Annotated in this window: 22 protein-coding genes; 5 read left to right on the top strand and 17 right to left on the bottom strand. The window is 72.3% G+C overall.

The features are described 5' to 3' along the window. Window positions 1-36: 36 nt before the first annotated feature. The 3 genes from H505_RS0106215 to H505_RS0106205 form a co-directional block, all read right to left on the bottom strand. Window positions 37-1,449: a VMAP-C domain-containing protein gene (locus tag H505_RS0106215; RefSeq protein ID WP_026401296.1), complete on the bottom strand. Its 1,413-nt coding sequence runs from the start codon at window positions 1,447-1,449 to the stop codon at window positions 37-39. Continuing rightward, a complete protein-coding gene (locus H505_RS0106210; RefSeq protein ID WP_026401295.1) occupies window positions 1,403-2,905 on the bottom strand; it encodes an MFS transporter in 1,503 nt (500 codons plus the stop codon). The genes H505_RS0106215 and H505_RS0106210 overlap by 47 nt, the downstream gene beginning before the upstream one ends. A gap of 352 nt (window positions 2,906-3,257) precedes the next feature. Then, a complete protein-coding gene (locus H505_RS0106205) occupies window positions 3,258-3,461 on the bottom strand; it encodes a hypothetical protein (protein ID WP_026401294.1) in 204 nt (67 codons plus the stop codon). A gap of 376 nt (window positions 3,462-3,837) precedes the next feature. Between H505_RS0106205 and fxsT the strand changes: the two genes are divergently transcribed. After that, entirely contained in the window at window positions 3,838-6,303 is a 2,466-nt protein-coding gene (fxsT, locus tag H505_RS0106200; RefSeq protein WP_245592450.1) for an FxSxx-COOH system tetratricopeptide repeat protein, read from the top strand. On the opposite strand, the gene H505_RS40070 is transcribed toward fxsT, so the two are convergent. From H505_RS40070 to H505_RS0106185, 3 genes are all read right to left on the bottom strand, one after another. Then, the gene (locus H505_RS40070; protein ID WP_034516855.1) at window positions 6,300-7,580 is read right to left on the bottom strand and encodes an HEXXH motif domain-containing protein; all 1,281 of its coding nucleotides are present in this window, start codon (window positions 7,578-7,580) and stop codon (window positions 6,300-6,302) included. The genes fxsT and H505_RS40070 overlap by 4 nt on opposite strands. Continuing rightward, entirely contained in the window at window positions 7,577-8,794 is a 1,218-nt protein-coding gene (locus tag H505_RS0106190) for an FxsB family cyclophane-forming radical SAM/SPASM peptide maturase (RefSeq protein WP_341849556.1), read from the bottom strand. The genes H505_RS40070 and H505_RS0106190 overlap by 4 nt, the downstream gene beginning before the upstream one ends. A 79-nt stretch (window positions 8,795-8,873) precedes the next feature. Further along, window positions 8,874-9,752: an alpha/beta fold hydrolase gene (locus tag H505_RS0106185; protein ID WP_026401291.1), complete on the bottom strand. Its 879-nt coding sequence runs from the start codon at window positions 9,750-9,752 to the stop codon at window positions 8,874-8,876. A 72-nt stretch (window positions 9,753-9,824) separates the two neighbouring features. Here H505_RS0106185 and H505_RS0106180 point away from each other — a divergent pair, with 72 nt between their 5' ends. Beyond that, window positions 9,825-10,502 carry a glycerophosphodiester phosphodiesterase gene (locus H505_RS0106180; protein ID WP_026401290.1) on the top strand — a complete coding sequence of 226 codons (678 nt, stop codon included), beginning with the start codon at window positions 9,825-9,827 and terminating at the stop codon, window positions 10,500-10,502. A gap of 80 nt (window positions 10,503-10,582) precedes the next feature. Here H505_RS0106180 and H505_RS40065 read toward each other — a convergent pair whose 3' ends face one another. From H505_RS40065 to ligD (H505_RS0106145), 7 genes are all read right to left on the bottom strand, one after another. After that, window positions 10,583-12,157 carry a DEAD/DEAH box helicase gene (locus tag H505_RS40065; RefSeq protein ID WP_084549906.1) on the bottom strand — a complete coding sequence of 525 codons (1,575 nt, stop codon included), beginning with the start codon at window positions 12,155-12,157 and terminating at the stop codon, window positions 10,583-10,585. A gap of 422 nt (window positions 12,158-12,579) precedes the next feature. Then, on the bottom strand, window positions 12,580-12,804 hold the full coding sequence (locus tag H505_RS0106170) for a DUF3107 domain-containing protein (protein ID WP_026401289.1): 225 nt from the start codon (window positions 12,802-12,804) through the stop codon (window positions 12,580-12,582). 106 nt (window positions 12,805-12,910) lie between these two features. Further along, the gene (locus H505_RS0106165; protein ID WP_026401288.1) at window positions 12,911-13,531 is read right to left on the bottom strand and encodes a TetR/AcrR family transcriptional regulator; all 621 of its coding nucleotides are present in this window, start codon (window positions 13,529-13,531) and stop codon (window positions 12,911-12,913) included. Window positions 13,532-13,719: 188 nt separating this feature from the next. Then, window positions 13,720-13,911 carry a hypothetical protein gene (locus tag H505_RS0106160; RefSeq protein WP_026401287.1) on the bottom strand — a complete coding sequence of 64 codons (192 nt, stop codon included), beginning with the start codon at window positions 13,909-13,911 and terminating at the stop codon, window positions 13,720-13,722. Next, window positions 13,908-15,245 carry a dihydrolipoyl dehydrogenase family protein gene (locus tag H505_RS0106155; RefSeq protein WP_034516853.1) on the bottom strand — a complete coding sequence of 446 codons (1,338 nt, stop codon included), beginning with the start codon at window positions 15,243-15,245 and terminating at the stop codon, window positions 13,908-13,910. The genes H505_RS0106160 and H505_RS0106155 overlap by 4 nt, the downstream gene beginning before the upstream one ends. A 95-nt stretch (window positions 15,246-15,340) precedes the next feature. Further along, a complete protein-coding gene (gene ligD, locus H505_RS0106150; protein WP_026401285.1) occupies window positions 15,341-16,246 on the bottom strand; it encodes a non-homologous end-joining DNA ligase in 906 nt (301 codons plus the stop codon). Further along, complete coding sequence (gene ligD / locus H505_RS0106145; protein WP_026401284.1) at window positions 16,236-17,231, bottom strand: non-homologous end-joining DNA ligase; 996 nt, start codon at window positions 17,229-17,231, stop codon at window positions 16,236-16,238. Before ligD (H505_RS0106145) ends, ligD (H505_RS0106150) begins: the two co-directional genes overlap by 11 nt. 110 nt (window positions 17,232-17,341) lie before the next feature. Here ligD (H505_RS0106145) and ku point away from each other — a divergent pair, with 110 nt between their 5' ends. After that, window positions 17,342-18,256 (top strand): non-homologous end joining protein Ku, encoded by a 915-nt coding sequence (gene ku, locus H505_RS0106140; protein ID WP_026401283.1) that lies wholly within the window; start codon window positions 17,342-17,344, stop codon window positions 18,254-18,256. Window positions 18,257-18,309: 53 nt separating this feature from the next. On the opposite strand, the gene H505_RS47315 is transcribed toward ku, so the two are convergent. The 3 genes from H505_RS47315 to H505_RS0106125 all read right to left on the bottom strand — a co-directional run bounded on the left by H505_RS47315 (window position 18,310) and on the right by H505_RS0106125 (window position 21,752). Then, on the bottom strand, window positions 18,310-18,921 hold the full coding sequence (locus H505_RS47315) for a hypothetical protein (protein ID WP_051300316.1): 612 nt from the start codon (window positions 18,919-18,921) through the stop codon (window positions 18,310-18,312). 169 nt (window positions 18,922-19,090) lie between these two features. Next, window positions 19,091-19,393: a hypothetical protein gene (locus H505_RS0106130; RefSeq protein WP_051300314.1), complete on the bottom strand. Its 303-nt coding sequence runs from the start codon at window positions 19,391-19,393 to the stop codon at window positions 19,091-19,093. Between the two features lie 175 nt (window positions 19,394-19,568). Continuing rightward, window positions 19,569-21,752, bottom strand: coding sequence for an MMPL family transporter (locus tag H505_RS0106125; protein WP_026401281.1), 2,184 nt, complete (start codon window positions 21,750-21,752; stop codon window positions 19,569-19,571). Window positions 21,753-21,907: 155 nt separating this feature from the next. On the opposite strand from H505_RS0106125, the gene H505_RS0106120 reads away from it, so the two are divergent. Continuing rightward, window positions 21,908-22,624, top strand: coding sequence for a TetR/AcrR family transcriptional regulator (locus H505_RS0106120; RefSeq protein WP_026401280.1), 717 nt, complete (start codon window positions 21,908-21,910; stop codon window positions 22,622-22,624). Here the strand turns inward: H505_RS0106120 and H505_RS0106115 are convergent. Beyond that, window positions 22,600-23,484, bottom strand: coding sequence for a LysR family transcriptional regulator (locus H505_RS0106115; protein ID WP_026401279.1), 885 nt, complete (start codon window positions 23,482-23,484; stop codon window positions 22,600-22,602). The two genes, H505_RS0106120 and H505_RS0106115, sit on opposite strands and share 25 nt — an antisense overlap. A gap of 96 nt (window positions 23,485-23,580) precedes the next feature. On the opposite strand from H505_RS0106115, the gene H505_RS0106110 reads away from it, so the two are divergent. Beyond that, the gene (locus tag H505_RS0106110; protein WP_157432916.1) at window positions 23,581-24,792 is read left to right on the top strand and encodes an MFS transporter; all 1,212 of its coding nucleotides are present in this window, start codon (window positions 23,581-23,583) and stop codon (window positions 24,790-24,792) included. Window positions 24,793-24,817 lie beyond the last annotated feature (25 nt).

Here is a 24,817-nt window from a genome sequence, read left to right as displayed (position 1 = left end):
ATCGGGTGGGTTCGTCATCGGTCTGGCCGGCGCCGATCAGGCGGGTGCCCGCAACCGCCCGCGTGGTTCGGGGAATCTGTCGGCGTCGTCGAAGAGCAGTGTCAGTTGGAATCCCAGATGGTCGGCACCCGGATCGCGGTCGCGGACCGCGACCGCCTCCCTGCGAAGGGCCAGCACACTGTCCGGCAGGGCCGGTACGCCCCGGGACACCAGTTCGTGGAATCCCTCGGCGAACATGTCCGGTGCCAGCCCGTCCCGGCACCATGCGATGACGGGAGCCCCGGCCTGGAGTCCGATGCGGAGTTCGTCGGGTGCTCCGGCGCCGTCCGTGCGCGGAGGGAACGCCAGGGCGAGGCAGACGAATGAGGAATTGGCCAAGAGCATGTTGTACAGGCTTTCGCCGCGATACTCGCCGGGTTGTGTCACCGAGCACACTTTGGCGTCGTGTGGGTGTTCCCTCATCCACTTCCACTTCCGCCGCCAGGCGGGGTGGTAGTTCGGTTTCATCATGCGGTCCAGGCTCCGTACCACGACGGGGTGCTCGATCCCGAGCCGCCGCTCCAGACCGTCCACGGTGATGCGCAGCTGGTCGAGCGATGCCGTCCCGAGGAGGTTCAGCGGCAGGACGAACTCGATGGCGAGCTCCGCCAGCGCGGGCCGGTTCACGACCTGCTCCTCTTCGGTGAGGAGCTCCACCACGAGGGCCGGCAACTGCGCCACCGGTATCGGGTGGTCGTCCTGGCAGCGGAGCGTCACCCCGTGACCGTCGTCCGACTGCAGCCACGCGGACACGAGGTACTTGTCGGGGGAGACCCCGTCCGGGCGGAACGCGATGACCAGGTACATCCGGGGCGGCTCCGGGCCGTCCGCCAGGGTTTCGCGGCGCTGCAGGACGACGTCCGCCACGCCGAGGCGTTCGGCCGCCTGCTCCGTCCAGCGGCGCAGCGCCTTCCGCATCGGCTCGCCGGTGCGGAAGGCGAGGCGCTCGACGAAGTCGAGCAGCCGCGGGACGCCGTCCGCGTCGACCGTGCGGTCCTCGAGATCATCCAGCACCGGCCATATGTCCCCGGGGTCGATGTCGAGGGAGCCGACGGGATCCACCACCGTCCAGAACAATTCCCGGACGGTTCCGGGGTGCAGCACGTCCGGACTGCGATCCTGGAGCACCTTGACCAGTTCGTGCAGCGCCCGGCGTTCTCCGGGTTCGAGGAGCGGCTCCGGCAGCATGGCCGAGGCCAATCGCATGACCTCGGCGAATGTGCTGCTTCCCGAGTGGAAACGCTCGATGACGCGCAGGAAAGCGTGGAGCGCGCCGGGATGGTCGAGGCAGCCTTCGACAAGGCACTGCAGATCGAAGAAGTCTCGCTCGTCCCTGCGTACGGGCAGTGGGACGCCGAGTTCCTTACGCAGGTGGGCGAGGTACTGATCGCGAATCCGCTGCCTTTGCAAGGCATCCAGGCGCCACAGTGCCTCGACCAGCCGGTTGACGTTCTGACGGTCTAGTGGCGATCTCACTTCCAGCCACGCCCCCTTGGACCCCTTCGGTCAGGTGCCCTTCATCGGTGGGGTCATGGTACGTGGGCGGCGGCGAAAGCTGTGGGGCACAAGCTGTCCGGAGGTGGATGAGCATTGACCGTGCGCGACGCCGTACCTGGGTCCTCCTCCGGTGCAGCCCGTAAACGCTGACCGAAACGGCTACGCAGAGTGTCAAACAGAGGACGAGAAGGCTGGCGTTTCGGGTCTCGTCGACGCTGGACAGAAGATAGCCGGCGAACAGCGCCCCCAGCGGAACGGCGCTTCGGGTGACGAAGTTGTTCACTCCGGCGACGCGGGCCAGCATCTGATCGGGGACGTGCCGTGCCTGGTGCACGGTGAGCGCGACGTTGACGTGCGCGCCGACCACGCTGATCACGGCCCAGGCCAGGAAGCCCGCCACCGGATGGTCGAAGACCCACACCGCGGTGACCGGCAGTACCCATCCCCAGACCGAGAAACAGATGGCTCTGAGCGGTCGGCGTTTGCGGACCAGCCGCGGTGCGGCCACGGCGCCCACCGTTCCACCGAGACCGGACGCCGTGAACAGCAGCCCGATCACCGTGCCGGAGTCGTACTGGTTCTCAGCCTGGATGATGAGCATCAGGAAGATGACCTGGAAGGCGAAGTTCGTCACGGCGCAGACGCTGAGCACCATCCGCAGGAACGGGTCTTTGAGCAGGAAGCGGACGCACTCCCAGAACCCGGCCTCCGGATTCTCCTGCGCCGTCACGGGCGATGCCCGGGCGTCATGCGGCTTGATCTTGAGAATCATGGCCACCGAGGCCAGGGCCGACAGCGCGTCCATGACGAAGGGCAGTGATCTGTGGCAGTTATAGAGGAACCCGCCGAGCGGGCGGCCGAGCAGGAGCGCGATGTGGCTGCGCGCCTCGTTCCTCGCCATGGCTTCGGGGAGCGCGTTCTCCGGGACGATACGGCGGACGAGAGTGGTCTCGGCGAGGTTGTAGAAGGAGGCGAGGATCCTGTCCAACGCCGCCGCACTGATCAAGAGAATCTTCGGTGTGGCCAGGGTGAGAATACCGATGGCCAGGCTGAGCACCACGGTGCACCGGGCGATCTGGCAGAAGACCATGAGCCTCCGGCGATCGAAACGGTCGACGACCATTCCGGCCGGGAGGTACAGCAAAAGGCTTGGGAACGTTCCCGCGGCGGTCACCCAGCCGGCGAAGACCGGGTCATGGGTCAGGGCCAGGGCGAGCAGGGGGAAGGCGATGGCGGCGTTCGTGCTGCCGAGTTGAGAGGTCGCCGAACCGAGCCACAGCAGGGAGAAGTTGCGCGGCAGAGGGGCTCTGGTCTTCCGCTGGGGTGGAGGCTCCCATTGTTCGCCGACCGTGCTCTCCGGCAGGCTCATGACCGCCGCCGACGGCGCTCGTGCACGGCCGGACGTGCTGGGCGGGTGCCCCGGCGCCGTGGCGGGCGGGCCGTCACAAGAACCGGATGGCTAGTGCACAACGCCCAAAAAGGGCACACCAAAGACACTCCGTAACCAGCGCGGAAATGCTACCTGACTTAATGAGGACTCTAGTCGCGCAGGCAGGAGAAATGTGGCGTACTTGGCAATGCCCAGCCCCGGGCGCGGGTGACTCTGTGCCGGAGCGGGGTGTCCATGGGTGACCGCTTTGGCGTGGGCCGGGTGTGCGGCCCTCCGGGGGGCGGGTCGGGGCGAGCGGTCGTTATGCCAGGTAGGGCGGGTCCGCGTTTCGCTATCCGGGGAGCGCCGCGGGCTTCGCCGTTTCCACGAAACTGTCGAAGCCGGCCGCCGCGGCCTCGCCGAGGGTCGGGTCGAGGAGCTCGAGCAGGGCCTCCTCGAGCGCTCCGCCTTCGAGGTCGGCATCTCTCAACTGGCGGAGCGAGAGGTCCGAGATATCGATCAGTAGCCTGTCGACCGCGGTGTCGTGGATGCCCACGGGTCCTCCTCGGTAGCCTTCGTGCGCGATGGGCACGGTGCGGCATGGGCGGCACATGCTTCGGACGGACAACCCCAGCATGACACAAAAAGGATGTACAACCATCTTCGTGTCATGTGGCACAAAGTGGCCATAGTGCTGAGTGTCTATTGCGGCTGGGACGGAACGAGGATATTCGGGCGTCCAAAAGCAGCGTCCTGCGTCATGTGGGCACACTGTGTCGTATGACCGGTTCCCTGGCTCACCAGGATGAGATATTACGGTCTCTAAGTCCTTGAACCCTTTGGTGTGTATAAGGCGAGGTGGGGGTATGTCGCTTCCGGTGTCCGCCAGGATCGGACGTACTCCAGGCCCGACGCCCACGGTGTGGGGAAGGGTGCCGGGGCGGAACATAAACTTCACCGGCCGGGAAGAGCTGCTCAACCGGCTGCGCGCCGGCATCTCCGGACAGGTCACCGCCGTCGTGCCGCACGCGCTCCAGGGCTACGGCGGTGTCGGCAAGACGCAGATGGCGGTCGAGTACGCGCACCGCTTCAAAACCGACTACGACGTCGTCTGGTGGATCCCCTCGGACCAGCCCTCCCTGGTACGCCCGACCCTGGCCGCGCTGGCGCCCCACCTCGGGCTGCCGCCCGTCGGCACGATGGGGGTCGAGGAGGCGGCCAACGCGGTGCTGGACTGCCTCCGCAGGGGCGAACCGTACTCGCGCTGGCTGCTGATCTTCGACAACGCCGACCAGCCCGAGGACCTCCGCGACTACGTGCCGCAGGGCGACGGCCACGTCATCATCACGTCGCGCAATCCACGTTGGGACACCGTCGCGAGGACCGTCGCGGTCGAGGTCTTCACGCGCGAGGAGAGCATCGAGTTCCTCGGCAAGCGGGTGTCTCGCACGGTCAGCCGGAACGACGCCGACCGGCTGGCGGACGAACTGGGCGATCTGCCGCTCGCCCTGGAGCAGGCGGGCGCACTGCAGGCCGAGACGGGCATGACCGTCACGGAGTACCTCCGGCTCCTGAAGGAGCGCGCGAGCCAGCTGCTGGCCGAAGGCAAGCCCACCGAGTACCCGGTTTCCATGACCGCGGCCTGGAAGCTGTCCGTGGACAGCCTCGCCGACAAGCTTCCCGAAGCCGTGGAGTTGCTGCGCTGCTGCGCCTTCTTCGGACCCGAACCCATCCCGCGGGACGTCTTCACCCGGGTGCCCGAAGGGATCGGGCAACCGCTGGCCGGTCTCTTGAAAGACCCGATCAGGCTCTCCCGCGCCCTGGGCGAGCTCGGCCGCTACGCGCTCGCCCGCGTCGAGTCGAAGAGCCGCACCATCCAGGTGCACCGCCTGATCCAGGCACTGCTGCGCGACGAGATCGCGGCGCCGGTCCGGCAGCGCATCCGCGACGACGTGCACCGGCTGCTGGTGGAGGCGGCGCCGTTGGAGGTCACGCCGCCGACCTGGCCGCGCTACGCGGAACTCCTCGGGCACATCGTTCCGGCCGAGGTGAGCGAGAGCCAGGATCCGAAGGTCCGCGACTTCGCCATCAAGATCGTGCAATATCTCTACAACTCCGGGGACTATTCGCTAGGCCGCCGCGTCGCCGAACTTTTCCTCGACCGGTGGGTCGCCGACACCCCCGAGGGGGATCCGCAAGTCCTCCGGCTCAGGTTCTACTTCGCGAACGTGCTGCGCGCGCTCGGCGACTTCGGCGCCGCCTATGACATCGACAAGATCGGCCTCGAGCAGGCCGAGCGAGTCGCCGGTTCCGAGTACGAACTTTCTTTGCGCTTTCGTAACAGCATCGGAGCCAACCTGCGGGCGAACGGTGATTTCAGGGCGGCTCAGAGGTACGATTTCGAGTCGCTTGAACTCTATGAACGCGTGTTCGGCCCCCACAATTTCGCCACGTTGCAGTTGGTCAACAACCTTGCGCTCGACTACGGGCTCAACAGCGACTACGAGCGGGCCAAGGAGCTGCACGGGCGGGCGTACGCCGGGTTCACCCGGATCTCGGACGTCGACCCCTCGACGAACATCCTGAACGCGTGGAACGGGCTGGCGCGGGCCGCGCGGCTGTGCGGGGACTACGCGGAGGCGTGCGACAGCGGTGAGGACGTGTACGCCTACGGCGTCAACGAGCTGACCGCGGAGCACCCGTGGACGATGCGTGCGGGGACCGACCTCGCCATCGCCTACCGGCGGCTCGGGGAGAACCTCGAGGCGGCGCTCGAGATGTCCCTGGACGTGCACGCGAAGTTCGTCCGGCTGTACGGGTTGAACCACCCGGACACCCTCGCGGCGGCGATGGCCCTGTCGAACGTCCAGCGGACGATGGGGGAGGTGGCGGACGCGTACGAGCTGGCGGCCGACACGGTGCGCAGGTACCCGCGGGCGTACGGGCCCGAGCACCCCTACAACTACGGCGCGATGGGCAACCTGGCGGTCCTGCTGCGGGTGCGCGGCGACGTCGCCGGTGCCCGGACGCTCAACGAGCGGGCGGTCGCCGGGCTGCGGAACGTGCTCGGGGAGGACCACCACTACGCGCTGACGATCGCGGCGAACCTGGCCAGCGACCTGGTGGAGCTGGGCGAGGTCGAGGACGCGTGCCGGCTGGGCGAGGACACGCTGCGGCGGCTGCGGCGGACGATGGGCGAGCGGCACCCGATGACGCTGGCGTGCGGGGCGAACCTGTCGGTCGACCTGGAGGCGGTCGGGCGGGGGGACGAGGCGGCGAAGCTGTACAAGGAGACGATGGACGCCTACGTCCACACGCTCGGGCTCGAGCACCGGGACGCGATCGTGGCGGCGGAGCGCCGCCACCTGGACTTCGACTTCGACCCGCCGCCGATCTAGAGGCCCTGCAGCGCCGGCGGGGCGCCGTGGGCGGCGCGCCAGGCCGCCAGGTGGCGGTCGGCGGCGTCGCGGCCGAGGGCCAGGGCGTCGGCCGGGACGGGCTCGTCCAGCCAGGGGGCGAGGGTCTCGGCCATCCCGGCGACGAAGCGCTCGCCGTCGGGGGTGAGGTCGCCGGTGGCGGCGAGGGTGCGCAGGACCAGGTCCGTGGCGGCGCGCCAGCGGGCGAAATCGGCGTGGGCGCGGAGCGCCGGCTCGCCGGTCTCGTGGTGGCGCTGGACGCGCCAGAACCCGGCGATGCCGAGGTGCGCGTACGCGCCCTGGAGCAGGCCGGGGACCGGACGGGGGTCGGTGCGCCAGGGCGCGTAGTAGCGGGTGCCGTCGTCGGGGCGGGTCAGCGGGACGACGTCGAGCAGGCCGGTGAGCTTGGTGTGCTGGACCTCGTGGGCGAGGGTGACGGCGAGGAAGAGCGGGTCGGGCGGGGTGGACAGGCCGATGTTGCCGAACGCGTGCTTCGGGGTGGCGCTGGACTGGCCGTGCTCCGGGGCGACCAGCGGGGTGAGGACGGTGAGGGCCGCGGCGGTCTCGGCGGCCACGGTCGGGTGGTGCAGATCCAGGATCCGCCGGGCCCGGACGAGCGTCTCCCGCCAGTGGTCGAGTTCCGCGGGCGTGAGGCGGCGGGGGAGGGCGGTGCCGCCGGGCATCCGGTCGGGGTCGTGGTCGTCGAGGAGGAGGCCGCCGGGGAGGCGGCGGACGGCCTGCCAGCCGGGGGCGTCCTCGTGCGGGTCCGGCGGGATCCGCAGGGTGTCCGCGCCCGTGCCGATCACGGCGCCCCGGCCGTCCACGCGCACGAGGTCGCCGGGGACCGGCGCGCGGCCCAGGGACGGCAGGACGATCGCGCCGTCGCGGTCGGGCACGTGGATCGCGCAGGGGTGCCCGGCGCGGACCGCGGCGGCCGCGGCGAGGGCGGCGAACTCCTCCGGGTCGGCGGTGCCCGCCTCCCGTCCGGTGAGGACGAGGAGGGTGCGGCGGGCCCACTCGCCGACGGTCGGGTACCGCAGGACGGCCTCGACGGCCCGCGGGTCCTCCTCCTGGATGCGGGCGAGCAGGTCGTAGGCGGCGAGCGCGCCCGGATGCCCGGTGTCCCGGATGCCGCGCAGGAGCAGGAGGCGCTTGCTGTACTGCGCCCGGTTGAGGAGGCCGACGGCTTCGGCGCCGCCCCCTCCCGCGGCGAGGGCGAGGAACATCTCCTCGGGGATCTCGTGGCGGGTGAGGATCATGTGGCCCTCCGTTTGATGTCTTCCACGTCGCGCGCGACGACGTCCCGGATGTGGGTGATGAGCCGGAAGAGGTCGCGGCTGTAGACGGAGGGGTTCGCGAAGCCGGTGCCGGAGCGGTAGCGGTGCGCGTAGAGGCCGCCGCCGCAGACGCGGTGGACGGGGCAGGCGCGGCACTCGGCGGAGAGGGCGCGGCGGCCGATCTGGCGGGCGGCGATGGCGGGGAGCATGAGGGCCGCGTCGAACGGGTCGCGCCGCGTGTGCAGGGACGTGCGGGCCGCGCCCTCGTACGCCGACTTGAGCGTGTCGACCTGTTCGATGCTCCCGTCCGTCTCGACGACGGCGACCGCGACGGGGGAGAGGCCGATGGACTCGCTGTGCGAGGGGCGGCCGAGCAGCAGCCGGATGATCTCGGAGAACAGCCGGACGCGGGTCTCCCGGACGGGGGCGTGGTACCAGCGGTCGAAGACGGCGGTGAGCCAGTCGGCGTACGGGGTGCCGTCGGCGGGGAGGCCGGGGGGCGGCTCCTCCCAGTTGCCGTGGGGGAGCAGGAAGTCCATCGTCGGGGGGCCGTGGGAGAGCAGGGCCTCGTAGGTGTCCAGCGGATCGTTGGCGAGGTCGATCGTGCAGAGCAGCCCGCTGAAGAGGTGCCGGTAGGCGGGGGCGGTGAGCCGCTGCAGACCGAGGGTGACGGCGTGGTGGCTGCCGTCGCCGTTCTTGCGGAGCCGGTGCCGGTCGTGGCCTTTCTCGTCGCCGTCGAGGCTCACGCTGATGTGCACGTCGTGCCCCTCGAACAGTTCCAGGAAGGACGAATCGAGGAGGACGCCATTCGTCTGGACGTGGAAGCCGACCGAAACATCCGGAGCGGCTGCCGAATGAATGCTTTTGAGCGCGTATCGGAGCTGGTCCACGCCGGCCAGCAGGGGTTCGCCGCCGTGCAGGATGACGTCGACGCGGGGCAGGCCGTTGTGCCGCGCGTGCTCGGCGATCCGGGCGGCGACCTGGTCGATCGTGGTGCGGGACATGCGGCGGGGCTGCCGCCGCCAGCCCTGGTCCGCCATCTCGTACATGTAGCAGTAATCGCACGCCAGGTTGCAGCGGCTGTGCATCTTCAGCACGAATTGCCGGAACGGCGTCGGGCGCCAGCCCTCTTCCAGGAGAGTCTGGACGTTCAGTGCGGCGGGCCATTCGACGTCCGGTGTCCCGCCCATCGTCACGCTGATCAACTCCCGAAGCGAGAAAGCGGCTGCGCGTTACGATAACCCGGAAATACGGGCGGGTGCACGCATGAAATTCTCAGCCCAGGGCGCGTTCTGCCTGATTCCAGAAATCGATGAGTGCGCCGGCCGTCGTTTCGGGGGCCTCGACGGCGGGGGAGTGGGCCGCGGAGGGGATGACGACTCGGTCCGCGGTGAGCCGTTCGGCCATCGCGGCCTGCGTTTCGGGCGGCCAGGCGTCGTCGTCCTCGCCGTACAGGACGAGCGTGCGCAGCCCGGTGCCGGCGCAGTGTTTGGCCAGTTCGTCGGTGCGGTCGGGGGCGGTGAGCAGTTCGCGCGCCATGCCGATGAGGCCCGCCTCGGACGTGCCGAGCATGCGGCGCTTCAGGAAGTCGACGATGTCCAGCGGGACGCCTTTGGCGATCAGCTCGGGTTCCATGCTGATGTCCCAGATGGCTTGCATGCCCATCTCGGGAAGGGCGTCGCGGAGGGCGGCCGCGCGGGTGCCGGTCGGTCCGGAAATGGCGGCGGGGCCCGACCCCATCAGCGTGTAGGAGGCGGGCCGGGCCCGGTCGGCGAGGACGGCCTCGCGGGTGACGAGCCCGCCGAACGAGTGCCCGACGAGGTGCACGGGGTCGGGGCCGAGGACGTCCAGCAGCGCGGTGACGTCCTCGCCGAGGGAGGCCCGGCCGTAGCCGGACGGGTCGTCGGGGCCGGGCGTCTCGTACTGGCCGCGGAGGTCGATCGCGACGACCCGGCGGCCGGATGCGGCGAGGGGCTGCAGGACGGCGAGGAAGTCCTCCTTGCTGCCGGTGTAACCGGGCACCAGCAGGGCGGGGCAGCGCTCGGACACCCCCGAGCCCGGGAGGGCCTCCAGGGCGGCGAAGGGACCGCGGGACGTCTCGATCGTCGTGCGGGCGACGCCGGTGGGCAGTGTCAGGAACCGGGGCGTACTCACGGGGCGCCACCTTACTAAACGGACCTCGGGCCGGGCCTGCCGCGACGGCCCCGCACTGGTAACGTCCACAGCGTGCAACCCAAGCCGGCCGTGTCCGCGCATCGGCGGGACGAGGCGGGGCTGGACGGCCTCCGGGAGGCGGCCGAGTCCGGCGCCGAGTACGTGGAGATCGACATCCGCCGGACGGGCGACGGGCGCCTGGTCGTCCACCACGACGCGACGGTGGGCGGGCTCCCGCTGAAGCGGCTGACGTACGAGCGCGTGCAGGAGCTGTCGCCGCGCCCGGTGCCGCTGGTCGAGGACGCCATGGAGATCATCGCCGGGAAGGCGCGGGGGCATCTGGACCTGAAGGAGCGCGGCTGCGAGCACGAGACGGTCGCGCTGGCGCTGGAGGCGTTCGGCCCGCAGTTCGTCGTGACGACCGGTGAGGTGCCGTCGCTGGTCGAGATCAAGGCGCGGTTCCCGCAGGCGATGACGGCGCTGTCGGTCGGCCGGAACCTGTGGGAGCGGGGCGCGGCGCACAACTTCGCGCCGCTGCCGCTGATGCGCCGCGCGGGCGCCGACATGGTGGCGCTGAACCACCGGCTGGCGCGGGTCGGCGTGCTGCGGCAGTGCGCGCGGGCCGGGTTCCCCGCCATGATCTGGACGGTGAACGCGGAGCCGGTGATGCGCCGCTTCCTGGGCGATCCGCGGGTGGCCGTCCTGGTGACGGACCATCCCGCGAAGGCCCTGAGTCTGCGGGACGGCTGAGCGGCCGTCCGCGCCGCGGACCGCGACCGCGAAGCGGGTGCCTCGCGGTCGCCGGACCTTCCGGGGCCGGGCGGCCCCGGTCAGGCGGTCTGCGACTCCGTCGACTCCGCGACCGGCTTGCCGCCGCGGGTGCGGCGCCGGGTGCGGCTCCGCTTCCGCTCGGTGGCGACGGCGTCGACGACGTTGTCGTCCTTCGGCGCCGCCTGCTCGACCGGCTTGCCGCCGCGGGTGCGGGTCCGGTTGCGCTTGCGGCGCGGCGGCCGCGGACGCTCCCGCTCGTGCGGCGCGCCGGTGCTGCGGGCCTTGCCGGTCTCGCCGATGTCCTCGAGCTCCTCGGCGTCCAGCCCGGCCCGGTCGTTGCGCTTCTCCTTCGGCAGCCGGCCCTTGGTCCCCGCGGGGATGCCGAGCGCCTCGAAGAAGTGCGGCGACGTCGAGTAGGTCTCCTCCGGCGCCGCGAACGGCAGGTCGAGCTGACCGTTGATCAGCTTCCACCGGGTGAGGTCGGACCAGTCGACGAGCGTGACGGCGACGCCCTCCTTGCCCGCGCGGCCGGTGCGGCCGATGCGGTGCACGTAGGTGTCGGCGCTGTCGGGGCACTCGTAGTTGACGACGTGGGTCACGTCGTCGACGTCGAGGCCGCGGGCCGCCACGTCGGTGGCCACCAGCACGCCGATCTTGCCGTTGCGGAACGCGCGGAGCGCGCGCTCGCGCTGGCTCTGCCCGAGGTCGCCGTGCACGGCGGCGGCGTCGAACCCGCGCTGGGCGAGGTCGGACGCGACGCGGTCGCACGCGCGCTTCGTCTGGCAGAACACCATCGTCAGCCCGCGGCCTTCGGCCTGCAGCAGCCGCGCCAGCATCTCCGGCTTGTCCATCTGGTGGGCCTGGAAGACGTGCTGGACGACCTGCGGCGTGGCCTCGGACTCGCTGTGCGCCTCGGCGCGCACGTTCGTCGGCCGGGTCAGGTAGCTGCGCGACAGCGCGACGATCTCGCCCGGCATGGTGGCCGAGAAGAGCATCGTCTGCCGGACGTCCGGGACCTTCTTGATGATCCGCTCGATGTCGGGCAGGAACCCGAGGTCGAGCATGCGGTCGGCCTCGTCCAGGACGAGGACGCCGATCTCGGAGAGGTCGAGGTGCTTCTGCTTGACGAGGTCGAGCAGCCGGCCGGGCGTGCCGACGACGACGTCGACGCCGTCGCGCAGGGCCGAGATCTGCGGTTCGTACGCGCGGCCGCCGTACACCGACAGCACGCGGGTGCCGAGCTTGCCGCCGGCGACCAGCAGGTCGTCGGTGACCTGCAGGGCCAGCTCGCGGGTCGGGGCGACGATCAGCGCCTGCGGCTTGCGGCCGCCGTGCCGGATGCGCTGCAGGACGGCGATGCCGAACGCGAGCGTCTTGCCGGTGCCCGTGCGGGCCTGGCCGATGATGTCGTGCCCGCCCAGCGCGATCGGCAGGGCGAGCTCCTGGATCGGGAACGCTTCCACGATGCCCTCGGTCTCGAGGGCGTCTGCTATCTCGGGGACGACCCCGAGGTCACGAAAGGTAGTCAGGGCTTTCAGCCTCCAATATGCGGGGTCCTCGCTCCCCGGTGCGGCGCGGCGCGGCGCCCGGGCCGGCCGGCTGCCGACGGGCGGGACGGTCGCGGGCCCTGTCATCCGAAGACAGGACGGGCCTCGGGCGGGCCGCACCGTCCGGGCGTGCCCGCCGGTCGCTTCCTGTGGCCGCGCGCTCGCGCGGGAGGGACCAGCCGTCAATCAAATTACTCGGCGACCGCAGTCAGGGGTTGAAAGCAGTCACTCACTGTGGCTGCGTGCGGTCACACTCCGCGACGCAGTGTACCGACCGTTGATTGCCTACACCAATAGCCGATCTCTTCACCCAACGCCGGGGATGCGGAAGGTATTCCCCGGGTGCGCCGCGGAGGGCGCGGTGGGCCTGCGTCGCGGCGGGCTCAAACCTCCGGCGGGGCGGCCACATCCGGACACCCGGCACGGTGCCGGAGCGTCCCGGCCGCGTCAAGGCGAGGACGAGCGGAGGTAAGGAAAGAGGTCGGGCGGCCGGGGCCGCGCGCGAGCCGTCAGGAGCCGAAGCCGACGCTGCGCTGCTCGTCCTCGGCGATCTCCAGGTAGCCGACGCTGCGGGCGGGGACGACGACGCGGCCGGACCGGCGGTCCCGCAGCACGAGGACGCCGTTGTCCTGGGCGAGCGCGTCGGCGAGGGACTTCTGGATCTCGTCGGCGGACTGCGCCGTCTCGACCACGAGTTCCTTGGGCACGGACTGCACGCCGATGCGAACCTGCACGTGATGCTCCCGTCGTCTGCTCCGGCCCGCCGACGCCCGGCGGCCCCGTCTCCGATGGTCGCACGGAGATCGTCCGCCGTGCGGCCCCTCGCGGGTGAAACCGCGGTCAGGTCGTCCGGGGGAAGCCGGAGATCCCGCGCCAGGCGAGCCGCGCGATGATCTTCTCGGCGGTGTCCTTCGGGATCGCCCGGTGCTGCGACAGCCAGTAGCGCGCGCTGACCTCGGCCATCCCGACCAGGCCCATGCCGAGCAGGTGCGCCTCGTCGCGGGGGGCGTCGGTGTCCTCGGCGATGACCTGGGCGATCATCTCGGCGCACTGCTGGTTGGCGCGGTCGACCCGGGCCCGGACGGGCGCGACGTTGCGCAGGTCGGACTCGAACACGAGCCGGTACGCCTCGCCGTCGCCGGCGACGAAGTCGTAGAACGCCTGCATGCTGGCCTGCACCCGCAGCTTGTTGTCCGTCGTGGACTCCAGCGCGTCGCGGACGATCTTCACGAGGGCCTCGGCGTGCTCGTCGAGCAGCGCCAGGTACAGCTCGAGCTTGCCCGGGAAGTGCTGGTACAGGACGGGCTTGCTGACGCCTGCGCGTTCGGCGATCTCGTCCATCGCCGCCGCGTGGTACCCCTGGGCGACGAACACCTCCTGGGCCGCGCCGAGGAGTTGCCTACGGCGCGCCAGTCGCGGCAGTCGTGTGCCACGGGGGCGGGCGTCCGGGGTCGCGGTCACCACACTCTCCGATCACCGAATCAGTGCGACGGGTATGGGTGTCCGTCGCGGGGAGACAATCCCATCATCCTACGCGTCGGTAACCTCGCGGGTCACTAACAAAGCCGACGTCTACCTACGCGCAGGCCAGTGTATTTGCCTTTCCGAGCCCGGGCGTTCCCGGTCGCGGGACGGGGGCCGGGGCGGGGTCAACGGTAGTCGTCTTCGTCGATGGGGACTTCGCGGCTCTGTTCGGCGGCGTCGGCTTCGTTGGCGTCCAGCGGGATGCGCGGGACGGCGTCGGGGCCGTCGTCGGTGTCGTCGAGGACGGCGCGCTGTTCGGCGGCGTCGGCCTCGGGGGCGTCGTCGGGCGTCTGCGCCAGGTCGTCGGTCTCGCTCATCGCGCTTCCTCCTCTGGTGCGGCGAGGCGCCCGGCCAGGTCGCGCAGGGGCGCCTCGAGGGACTCGCCGTACGTCGGGAACGCGTGCACGACGTCGGCGAGCAGGCTCAGCGGCGTCTCGGCGCGGATGGCCAGCGCGATCTCGCTCATCCACTCCTCGGCGTGGAGTCCGGCCGCGGCGGCGCCGATCAGCAGGCCGCGGGCGCGGTCGGCGTACAGCTCCACCCGGCCCGGGACGTCGGCCGCGACCGCGGCTCGGGCCGTCGCGGCGAGGTCGTACCCGGCGGCGGCGACGTCTATGCCGAGTTCGGCGGCCTGTCCCGGTGTGATCCCGACCGCGTACACGGTGGGGACGGTGTGGACGACGCGGGGGATGGCGCGGTAGTCGGCTTCGCGGCGGCCGCCGAGGAGGTTGGCGAGGACGATGTCCGCCTGGTAACGGGCCGCATGGGTCGTGCGCGCGACGCCGGTGACGTCGCCGGCGGCCCACACGCCCCCCTCGACGCCCTGCACGCGGCACGTGGGGTCCACGGGGACGCCTCGGCCGGGGGAGAGGCCGAGCGTTTCCAGGCCGAGGCCGGCGGCGCGGGGGCGGCGGCCCGCGGCGACGAGGACCCGGTCGGCGTCGAGGGTGCCGCCGTCGGACAGCCAGAACCGCAGGCCGGACTCCTTGCGCTCGATGCGCGCGACGTCCGCGCCGAGCCGCAGGTCGACGCCCGTCCGGCGGAGCGCGTCGGCGAGGACGTCGCCCGCGAACGGGGCCTCGGCGGCCAGCAGCCGCCCGGACGCCTCGACCAGCGCGACCTGCGAGCCGAACGACGCGTACACCTGCGCGAGCTCGCAGCCGACCGGGCCGCCGCCGAGGACGGCGAGGCGGCGCGGCAGGTCGGGGACGGAGAGGGCGTCGTCGCTGGTCCACAGCGGGACGTCGGCGAGCCCGTCCACCGGCGGGATGACCGGCTCGCTGCCGGTGCAGACGACGAGTTCGGCGTAGCCGTGCGGGGCGCCGTCGACCTCGACGCGGCCGGGGCCGGCGACGCGGCCGCGGCCGCGCAGGACGGTCACGCCCGCCTCGGCCATCCGGGCGGCGGCGCGGTCGTCGGTGCGGCCGCCGGTGAGCGCGTCGCGCCGGGCGACCGCGAGTTCCCACGGCTCGCCCCGCCGCGCCGACTGCAGCAGCGACGTGGACGGCAGGCACGCGAAGTACGGTGAGATCCCGCCGACCAGGCGGTCCTCGACGAGCGCGACGTCGCGCCCGGCGCGGGCGAGGCCCGCGGCGATGCGCTCCCCCGCGGTGCCGCCGCCCAGCACCACGGCGTCGTAGTGGTGGTTCAACTGCCCGGTCCTTCCCCGTGTGGTGTCCCCCGCCTCATAGTGGCGGACGGCGGTGCCGGAGCGTGGCGAATCCAACACATAGGGCAGCCGGGGCGTTAGGGGAGGGCGGGGCGGTCCTCCGCGAGGAGCGGTGCGAGGAGGTCGCCGCGCTCGTCGATGCGGGCGAGGGCCTCGTCGGGCGTGAAGACGAGGTCGGCGGCGTCCTTGCAGGCGCCGAGTTCGTCCCAGGTGAGGGGCGTCGAGACGGCGGGGCGGTCCGCGGCGCGGAGGGAGTAGGGCGCGACGGTGGTCTTGGCGGGGTTGTTCTGGCTCCAGTCGACGAACACCTTGCCTTTGCGCAGGCGCTTCTCCATCTTGGCGACGACGAGGCCGCGGTGCTCTCCGGCGAGGTTCTGGGCGGCGGCCTTCGCGTACTCGGACGTCCGTTCGGCCTGCGGGGGCTCCTTGATGGGGACGTACAGGTGCAAACCCTTCTTGCCGCTGGTCTTGGGGTACGACTCGAGGCCGTCCTCGGCGAGCAGGTCGCGGAGCAGGGCGGCGACCTCGCATGCTTCGACGATCGTGGCGGGCGGCCCCGGGTCGAGGTCGAACACCAGGAGGTCGGGAGTGTGCACTTTGCCGCGCGGCCCCACTTTCCACTGCGGGACGTGCAGTTCGAGGGCCGCGAGGTTGGCGCACCAGACGAGCGTGGCCAGATCGTCGACGACGACGTAGTCGACCGTGTCGCGTCCTCGGGTGCTGCCGGGGCTCGGGACGGTCGCGGTGCGTACCCAGTCGGGGGTGTGGGAGGGTGCGTTCTTCTCGAAGAACTTGCCGCCGTCCACGCCGTCGGGCCAGCGGATGCGGGTCGCGGGACGGTTCTCCAGGTGCGGCAGCATGACCGGTGCGACGCGCGCGTAGTAGTCGATGACCTCGCCCTTGGTGAATGCGGGGTAGAGGTTCTTGTCCAGGTTGGACAGGCCGAGCGTTCTTCCGTCGACCTCCACCCGTTTACTGCTCACTCACGGCCCCTTGCTCGCTCGTCACTTCCCGTGGGTCCTTGTCGTCGCGGAGCCCGCGCCAGGACGGAAAGCGGAGGCGTCCGTCCCGGGTGCGGGCGCTGTAGGCGACCTCCCCGACGAGGTTCGGCTCAACCCACTGCGCGTCGCGGGCGAACTCGCGCGGGACGGGGTCGTCGTAGGGGCTGGTCGGGCGCCGCAGCGGCCAGAGGATCTCGTACAGCTCGTCGAGGAAGCGGTCGGAGAAGCCGGTGCCGACGTGGCCGACGAACCCCAGCCGTCCCTTGCCGTCGTACTCGCCGAGCAGGAGGGACCCCACCCCGCCTTCGCGCCGCCCCTTGCCGGGCTTCCAGCCGCACACGACCACCTCGCGGGTGAGGAAGTTCTTCACCTTCCGCCAGTAGTCGACGCGGCGGCCCGGACGGTACGGCGAGTCGAGGCGCTTGGCGAGGAGGCCCTCGAGGTGCTGCTCGCGCGTGAACGCGAGCAGTTCCGCGACCTGCTCGGCGTCGCCGCCGTCCAGGTACGGGGGCACCTCGACGGGGCCGCCGCCGGCGATGTCGAGCCCGCTGAGGAGCGCCCGCCGGTCCGCGTACGGGGTGTCGAACAGGATGTACCCGTCCAGGTAGAGCAGGTCGAACACCACGTACCGGACCGGGACGTCCCGGACGAGCCGGGGGTCGGGGTGCGCCACGTGCATCCGCCGCTGCAGCCGCTCGAAGCTCGGCCTGCCCCGGCGGTCGAACGCGACGACCTCGCCGTCCAGCACGGCGTCGTGCCCCGGCAGCAGGTCCACCAGGGCGGACAGCTCCGGGTAGCGGGACGCGACGTCGCCGCCGCGCCGCCCGGCCGCGCGCAGGCCGTCGGCCGACACCTGCGCCACCGCGCGGACGCCGTCCCACTTCAGCTCGAGGCCCCAGCGCGCGCCGTCGCCGGGGAGGTCCCCGGTGGCGGCCGTCATGGGCTCGACGGGCCAAGGCATGGTCATATCCGCGTCTTACCCGGCGCCCGCGCAAAGGAAAAGGATCAAGAGCGCGTTGTGTCGCGAACGCGACGGCGGGAACGCTAGGGGCGGATGCCGCTGGGTAAGGACACGTCATGCGCAGTATCTGGAAGGGCGCGATCTCGTTCGGGCTGGTGACGATACCCGTGAAGGTCTATTCGGCGACCGAGCAGAGGGACGTCAGCTTCCACCAGGTGCACCGCGAGGACGGCGGCCGCATCAAGTACAAGCGGGTCTGCTCGGTGGACGGCGAGGAGGTCGCGTACGCCGACATCGCCAAGGGCTACGAGCTGCCGGGCGGCGAGATGGTGATCCTCACCGACGAGGACTTCGCCGACCTGCCGCTGTCGACGAGCCGCCGCATCGACGTGCTCCAGTTCGTCGAGCAGGAGGAGGTCGACCCGATCTACTTCGCGAAGTCGTACTACCTGGAGCCGGACGCGCAGGGCGCCAAGCCGTACGTGCTGCTGCGGGACGCGCTGGAGAACTCGGGGCAGGTCGCGATCGTGAAGATCGCGCTGCGGCAGCGGGAGTCGCTGGCGACGCTGCGGGTGCGCGGCGGCGTGTTCGTTCTGGAGACGATGCTGTGGCCGGACGAGGTCCGCACCCCCGACTTCCCGTTCCTGGAGGAGGACATCGAGGTCCGCAAGCAGGAGCTGTCGATGGCGACGTCGCTGATCGAGTCGATGGAGGGCGACTTCGACCCGTCGGAGTACAAGGACGCCTACCGGGAGGCGCTGCAGGCCGTCATCGACGCGAAGGTCGAGGGGCGGGAGGTGGCGCGGCCCGCCGAGGAGGCCGAGGAGGAGCCCGCGGCCGACCTGCTCAGCGCGCTGCGGGCCAGCGTGGAGGCCGCGAAGAAGAGCCGCGGCGGCGCGGGGGCGGGGGAGAAGGCGGCGCGCAAGGCGCCGGCGAAGAAGGCCCCGGCCCGCAAGAAGGCGTCCGGGGGGACGAAGAAGGAGACGGCGAAGAAGGAGCCCGCCAAGGGCCGCGGCCGCAAGTCCGCGTGACGGCGGTGCCCGCCGCCGGGTCGCGGCGACGGGCACGCAGGCACGCGCCGCGGTTAGAAGAACACCGCGTCCGTGCAGATCAGGCGCTTGCCGGCGTCGCCGGTCTTCGGGTCGGTGCGGTGCTGGTGGATGACGACCGAACGGGCGTCCTTCTTGTCGACGCGCCACGGCACCCGGGCCGTCGCGTACCCCTTGCCGCCCTTCTCGACCTTGAAGTCGAGCCAGATCTCCTTCTTGCGGAGCGGGGTGTGCTTGCGGGCGTCCGGGTTCTGGTAGTGGCGGCCGGACGAGTCGGGCTTCACACCGCACTTGTTCTCGTGGACGTGCGTGCCCATCGTCTTGCCCCAGTACTTCTTCGGCATGTGGGCGACCTTGAACCGGACGGTCGTGCCGTGCTTGTCGAGTTCGGTGACGACCTGCGTGTCGACCTTCTTGAAGTAGGGGTCGTACACGTACGTCGGGCCGCCGACCACGTGCTTGCGCGCGTGGTGGCCGCCCTTGTCCCCGTGGTGGCCGCCGTCGTGGTGGCCCTTGCCGTGACCCCAGCCGTGGTGGCCCTTGCCGCCGTGGTCGTCCTCGGGGCAGGCCATGGCGGGCGCGGCGAACGGCAGCAGGGCGGCGCCGGCCGCGGCCAGCGTGACGGCGGCCCGGGTGGGCAGTCGCATGGGTGTTCCTCTCCGTAGGTACCGGTCCGCGATGACCGGTGGCTCACGATCATCCTCACGGAGAGTGAAGGCCGCACGACTCACATGCCCTGACCTGGTCAAGAGACGGCCACACGGCGGTTGGGCGGGGCGTGTCGGATGCCCGCCGGACGCCCCGCCGGACGTCCCGCTAGCCGTCCCGCCGCACGGCCAGGACCCGGACGAGCGCGGCGGCCGCGGCGGGCGCGTCCGTGCAGGGCGCGATGCGCTCGCCCCAGCCGTAGTAGTACGTCCAGAGCCGGTCGGGGCCCTCCTGGACGGCGATGACCGACTCGTTCATCGCGGGCATGTCGGGGTTGGCGACCAGAGCGCTCGGCCAGCGGTCCGCGTGGGCCGAGACCTCGACCGTCCAGCCGCGCGAGCGCAGCACGTCGGTGAGGTGCTCCAGGTGTCCGAGGGCTTCTTCGGCCTCGGTGATCGCCTGCACGGGCATGGTGATGCCTCCAAGGGAACGTCCCATGAGCGGTGAGAGTGCACGCCGGGCGGGCTCCGTCGCGGTTGCGCGTCACGCGCGGGCAGCCGGGCGAATCGCGTTCAGTCTCTCCCCGCTCATGGGCGAGCACAAGCGCTTTCGCTCACTTGGTGGTGCGTTTCCCTTGTCCGGACGGTCAGCGGACCGGCACCGGCGGCGCCGGCTCGGGCCCGGGTCCGGCGGGCGTGCCGGAGGGGGCGTCGCCCTCCCGGATCCCGTACCGGCCGTAGAACCGGGCGAGCGGGCCGGGCGCCCACCAGTTCGCGCGGCCGAGCAGCCGCATCGTCGCCGGGACGAGCAGGGCCCGCACGACCGTGGCGTCCACGATGATCGCGACGACCATCCCGACGCCCGTCATCTTGATGAACGTGATGCCGGACGTGGCGAACGCGCCGATGACCACGATGAACAGCAGCGCCGCGCTGGTGATGACGGCGCCCGTGCGCTGCACGCCGGCCGCGACCGCCGCCGTGTTGGAGCCGGTGAGGTCGTACTGCTCGCGGACGCGCGACAGCAGGAACACCTCGTAGTCCATCGAGATGCCGAACAGCATCGCGAGCATGAGGATCGGCATCGCGGGCGCGATCGCCCCGGTGGCGGTGAAGTCCAGGAGGCCGGACAGGTTGCCGTCCTGGAAGACCAGCACGACGACGCCGAACGCCGCGGCGAGCGACAGCGCGTTCATCGCGATCGCCTTGAGCGGCAGCACCACCGACCCGAACGCCAGGAACAGCAGCGCGAACGTCGCCGCGCCGACGAGCAGCCCGACCAGCGGCAGCGTCGCGCCGACGCTCGCGAGTTGGTCGACGACGGCCGCGGTGGCGCCCCCGACGTGCGCGTCAGCGCCGGGCGGCGGCGGGACGTCCCGGGCGCGTTCGACCAGGTCGCGGGCCGCGGCGCTGTTCGGGTCGGCGGTGTAGGCGAGCGCGATGCGGGTGGTGCCGCCGTCGCCGTTCGAGCCGGTGACGGCGGCGCCGGTGACGCCGTCGAGGGCGGCCAGCCGGTCCCCATACGCCTGGATCGCGGCCCGGTCGGACGTCCCGGTCACCACGGCCTCGACGGGGCTCGTCGCGTTGCGCGGGTAGTCCGTCTCGAGGGCTTCCGCGACGACCCGGGCTTCCGCGTCCGCCGGCAGGACCTTGGCGTCCACGCCGCCCCAGTTGATGCGCAGGAAGGGGGCGCCGAGGGCGAGCAGGAGCGCGACGGTCGCGACGGCGTAGACCACCGGGCGGCGCATGACGCTGCGCGCGAGCCGTCCCCACCAGCCCTCGCCGCTCTCGCCGCGGTTCGTCCCGCGGCGGCGGAACGACAGCGCGTTGACGCGAGGCCCGAGGACGGCGAGCAGCGCGGGCAGCACGGTCAGCGCGCCGATCATGCAGACGAACACGGTGGCGATGCCGCCGTAGCCCATCGAGCGCAGGAAGTTCTGGTCGAACAGCAGCAGCCCGGACAGCGACACCGCGACCGTGACGCCGGAGACGGCGACCGTCCGCCCGGCCGTGGCCATGGTGGCGGCCAGCGCGTCGGCGCGGTCGCGGCGGGCGATCTCCTCGCGGTACCGGCTCACCATGAACAGCCCGTAGTCGATGGCGAGGCCGAGCCCGAGGAACGTCGTGATGTTCACGGCGAAGACGGACACGTCCGTCAGGTAGGTCAGGACGTGCAGGGCGGTGAACGAGCCGAGGATCGCCAGGCCCCCGACCAGCAGCGGCAGGCTCGCCGCGACCAGCCCGCCGAAGATGAGCACCAGCAGCACGAGCAGCACCGGCATCGCGGTCAGCTCGGCGCGCGCGATGTCCCCCGACACCCGCTCGTTGATCGCGACGTTCGTGGCGACGGCCCCGCCGACCTGCGCGGTGAGCCCGCCGCCGACCCGGGTCAGGTCGTCCCGGACCGCCTCGTAGCTCTCCTCGCGCTCCGCGTCGTCCGCCCCGGCCAGCCGCAGGACGGCGTAGGTGCCGGTGCGGTCCTCGCTGACGAACTGCGGCGCCCGGGTCGTCCAGTAGGTGGCGGTCGAGGCGATCTCGTCCGCCGGCAGGCCGGCGAGGGCCGCCTCGACGGCCGTCCGGTACGCGGGGTCGTCGACGGTCGTGCCGCCCCGGTACAGGACGACGACGTCGGCGGCGTCCCGCCCGAGGTCGCGTTCGGCGATCGCCGCCGCCCGGGCGCTCTCGCTGCCCGGCGTGTCGAAGCCGCCGGTCGGGGACAGCGCGCCGAACACGCCGGTTCCCCACACGCCCGCGAACACCAGCGCGGCGCCCGCGACGGCGAGCACCCACCGGCGGCGCCGGTCCACCCATCGTCCCCATCGGTCGAACACCGTTGACCCCCATTACACTCGGTCACAAGAGTGAATGCCGTTAACTGCGAACGCCGTAAACTTGGCATACGGCGTTCACTTTCGTCAATGGTGTTTTTGCGGGATCATGCGGGGACGGCCGGGGGCGGCCGGCGGACGGAGGGAGGGCGACGCAGGTGGCGACACGGCGAGACCGGGTGCGGGCGGCGACGGTCCGGGAGATCTCCGACACCGCCCGCCGCATCCTCATCGAGCAGGGGCCGGACGCGGTGACGCTCCGCGCCATCGCCCGCGAGATGGGGATGACGGCGCCCGCCCTGTACCGCTACTTCGGCAGCCACGGCGAACTGCTCCGCCACCTCATCGGCGAGATCTTCACCGAGCTCACCGCCGAGCTGATGGGCGCCGCCAAGGCCGTCCCGCCGGACGACATGAGCGCCAAGTTCCTGGCCGTCGCGCGGCAGTTCCGCCGCTGGGCCCTCGCGCACCCCCGCGAGTACGGGCTGCTGTTCGGCGTCCCCGTCCGCGGCGCCGGCCACCGGGACGAGACGGACTTCGCCCAGGAGTGCGCCCGCCGCTTCGGCTGGACGTTCATGTCGCTGTTCCTCGACCTGTGGCAGAAGCGGCCGTTCCCCGTCCCGGCCGACGAGGACATCCCCGCCGGCCTGCGCGAGCAGCTCGCCCGCTACCGCGCCGACCTCGGCGTCTCGCTCCCGCTGGGCGTCGTCCTGCAGTTCCTCAAGTGCTGGATCCGCCTGCAGGGCGGCGTCAGCCTCGAGGTCTTCGGCCACCTCGAGTTCGCCCTCGACGACCCCGAGCCGATGTTCGAGCTCATGCTCGCCGAACTCGGCGGGATCCTGCACCTGCCCTACACGCCGCCGTCCGACGCCTGAACCGCCGCGGCGAGCGCCCGCGCCGCGGCCGTCCCGTCCCCGGCCCACACCAGCCCGAGCGCCGACTCCGGCAGGCCCCCGACCGGGACGAACGCGACGTCGCCGCGCCGGTTGAGGCGCGCCGTCGCGTCGCACAGCAGCATCGCGCCGCGTCCCGCCCCGACCTGCGTGAGCCCCTCCTGCAGCGTGCGGACGCCGTCCTCGTGCGGGATCGCGCGGCCGTCCGGCGTCGTCGCGGGGCAGTGGAACCGCCGCCAGTAGTCCGGCGCCGGCCCCTCCACCGGGATCAGCGCGGTGCGGGCGAGGTCCTCGGCCGCCAGCCGCGCCCGGCGGGCGAACGGATGCCCGGCCGGGACGGCCAGCGTCAGCGGCCGCCGCGAGAACACCGCGCCGACCGTGAGATCGGGCTCCCGCACGGGCAGCAGCACCACCGCCGCGTCCACCTCGCCGCGCCGCAGCGCCCCGAACGGGTCGCCGAGCGGGAGCTCGGCGATGTCGACCCGGTGCTCCGGCCGGTCCCGGCGCAGCTCCGCGATCGCCCGCGTGACCTGCTCGTACACCGCGCCCTGGAAACCGACGCGGGTGCGCCCGCGGGCGGTCGCCCGCGCCTCCTCGACGACCCCCGCGAGGGCGCCGTAGGCGGGCCGCAGCGACGCCGCGAACGCCTCCCCGAACGCCGTCAGCCGCACCCGGCGGCTCGTCCGCTCGACCAGCCGCGCGCCGATCCGGGTCTCCAGCGACCGCAGCAGCTGGCTGACCCGGCTCTGCGACACGTAGAGGCGCTCGCCCGCCCGGCCGAAGTGCAGCTCCTCGGCCAGCACGAGGAAGCACTCCAGCTCCCGGATCTCCAGCCCCGCCACGGCGACCCCCTCCCGCCTGCATCGATGAGCCCGGCTCATTGAAGCATGAGGGATCGGCCGTTGTTCGGCGCCCGCCCCGGCCGTGGGATGGACGGCATGCACGAAGTCTCCGACAAGCCGGTCCGGGCGGACGCGCGCGCCGGAAGCCGCGCGTCCGTCGCCGCGGTCGCGGCCGGCACGTTCACGGTCGTCACCGCCGAGATGGCGCCCGTCGCCCTGCTCACACCGATCGGCGCGTCCCTCGGGGTCGGCGCGGGCGCCGCCGGCTGGACCCTCACCGCCACGGGCGTCGTCGCCGCGGTGACCGCCCCGCTCGTCCCGCGCGCCGCCGGCCGCGCCGACCGCCGCACCGCCCTGATCGTCCTCATGCTGCTGCTCGCGGCGGCGAACCTGCTCGCCGCGTGGGCGCCGAACTTCGGCGTCCTGCTCGCGGCCCGCGTCCTCGTCGGGCTCGGCATGGGCGGCGTGTGGGCGCTCGCCGCGGGCCTCGCGCCCCGGCTCGTCCCGCCGCCCGCCGTGGCCGCCGCGACGTCGACGATCTTCGGCGGGGTCGCGGCGGCGTCCGTCCTCGGGGTGCCGGCGGCCGCGTTCGTCGAGGCGGCGGCGGGGTGGCGGGCCGCGTTCGTCGCCGTCGCCTGCCTCGCGGCCGCCGTCGCGGCCGCGATGGCCGCGCTGCTGCCGCGCCTCCCGGCACCCGACCGGACGCTCGGGGGCCGCGCCGCGCGCCGGCTCGGCGGGCGCCCGGCCGTCGCGACGGGCCTCGCCGTCACGGCCCTGCTGGTCACCGGGCACTTCGCCGCGTACACGTTCGTCCGCCCGGTGCTGGAGGAGACCGCGGGGCTCGGCCCCGGGGCGGTGGGGACGCTGCTGCTCCTGTACGGGATCGCGGGCGTCGCGGGCAACGTCGCCGCGGGCCTGCGCGCCCCGCACGCGCCCCGCGCCACTCTCGCCGTCCTCGCCGCCGGAGTCGCCGGGGCCGTCGCGCTCGTCCCGCTGCTCGGGACGACGCACGCGGGCGCGTCCGCCCTCATGGTCGTGTGGGGGCTCGCCTACGGCGGCGTGTCGGTCGGCGTGCAGACGTGGCTGCTCGCGGCGGCGCCGGACGACGCCGAGCGCGTCACCGCCCTGTTCGTCGGCGTCTTCAACGGCGGCATCGCCCTCGGCGCCTTCGCGGGCGGCCTCGTCGCGGACGGCGCCGGGACCGGCCCCCTCATGGCGCTGGCCGCCGCCCTGGCCGCCGCCGCCCTGGCCGCCGCCGCGCTCGCCGTCGCCCTGGCGTCCCGCGGCGCCGCGGCCCTCCGCCGCTGACGCCCGGGGCGGCCCCGCCCCCGGA

This window comes from Actinomadura rifamycini DSM 43936 (assembly GCF_000425065.1).
GTDB classification, from domain to species: Bacteria; Actinomycetota; Actinomycetes; order Streptosporangiales; family Streptosporangiaceae; genus Spirillospora; species Spirillospora rifamycini.
Note: the sequence above shows the minus strand (reverse complement) of the source record. Positions and strands in the feature narration are given on the sequence as shown.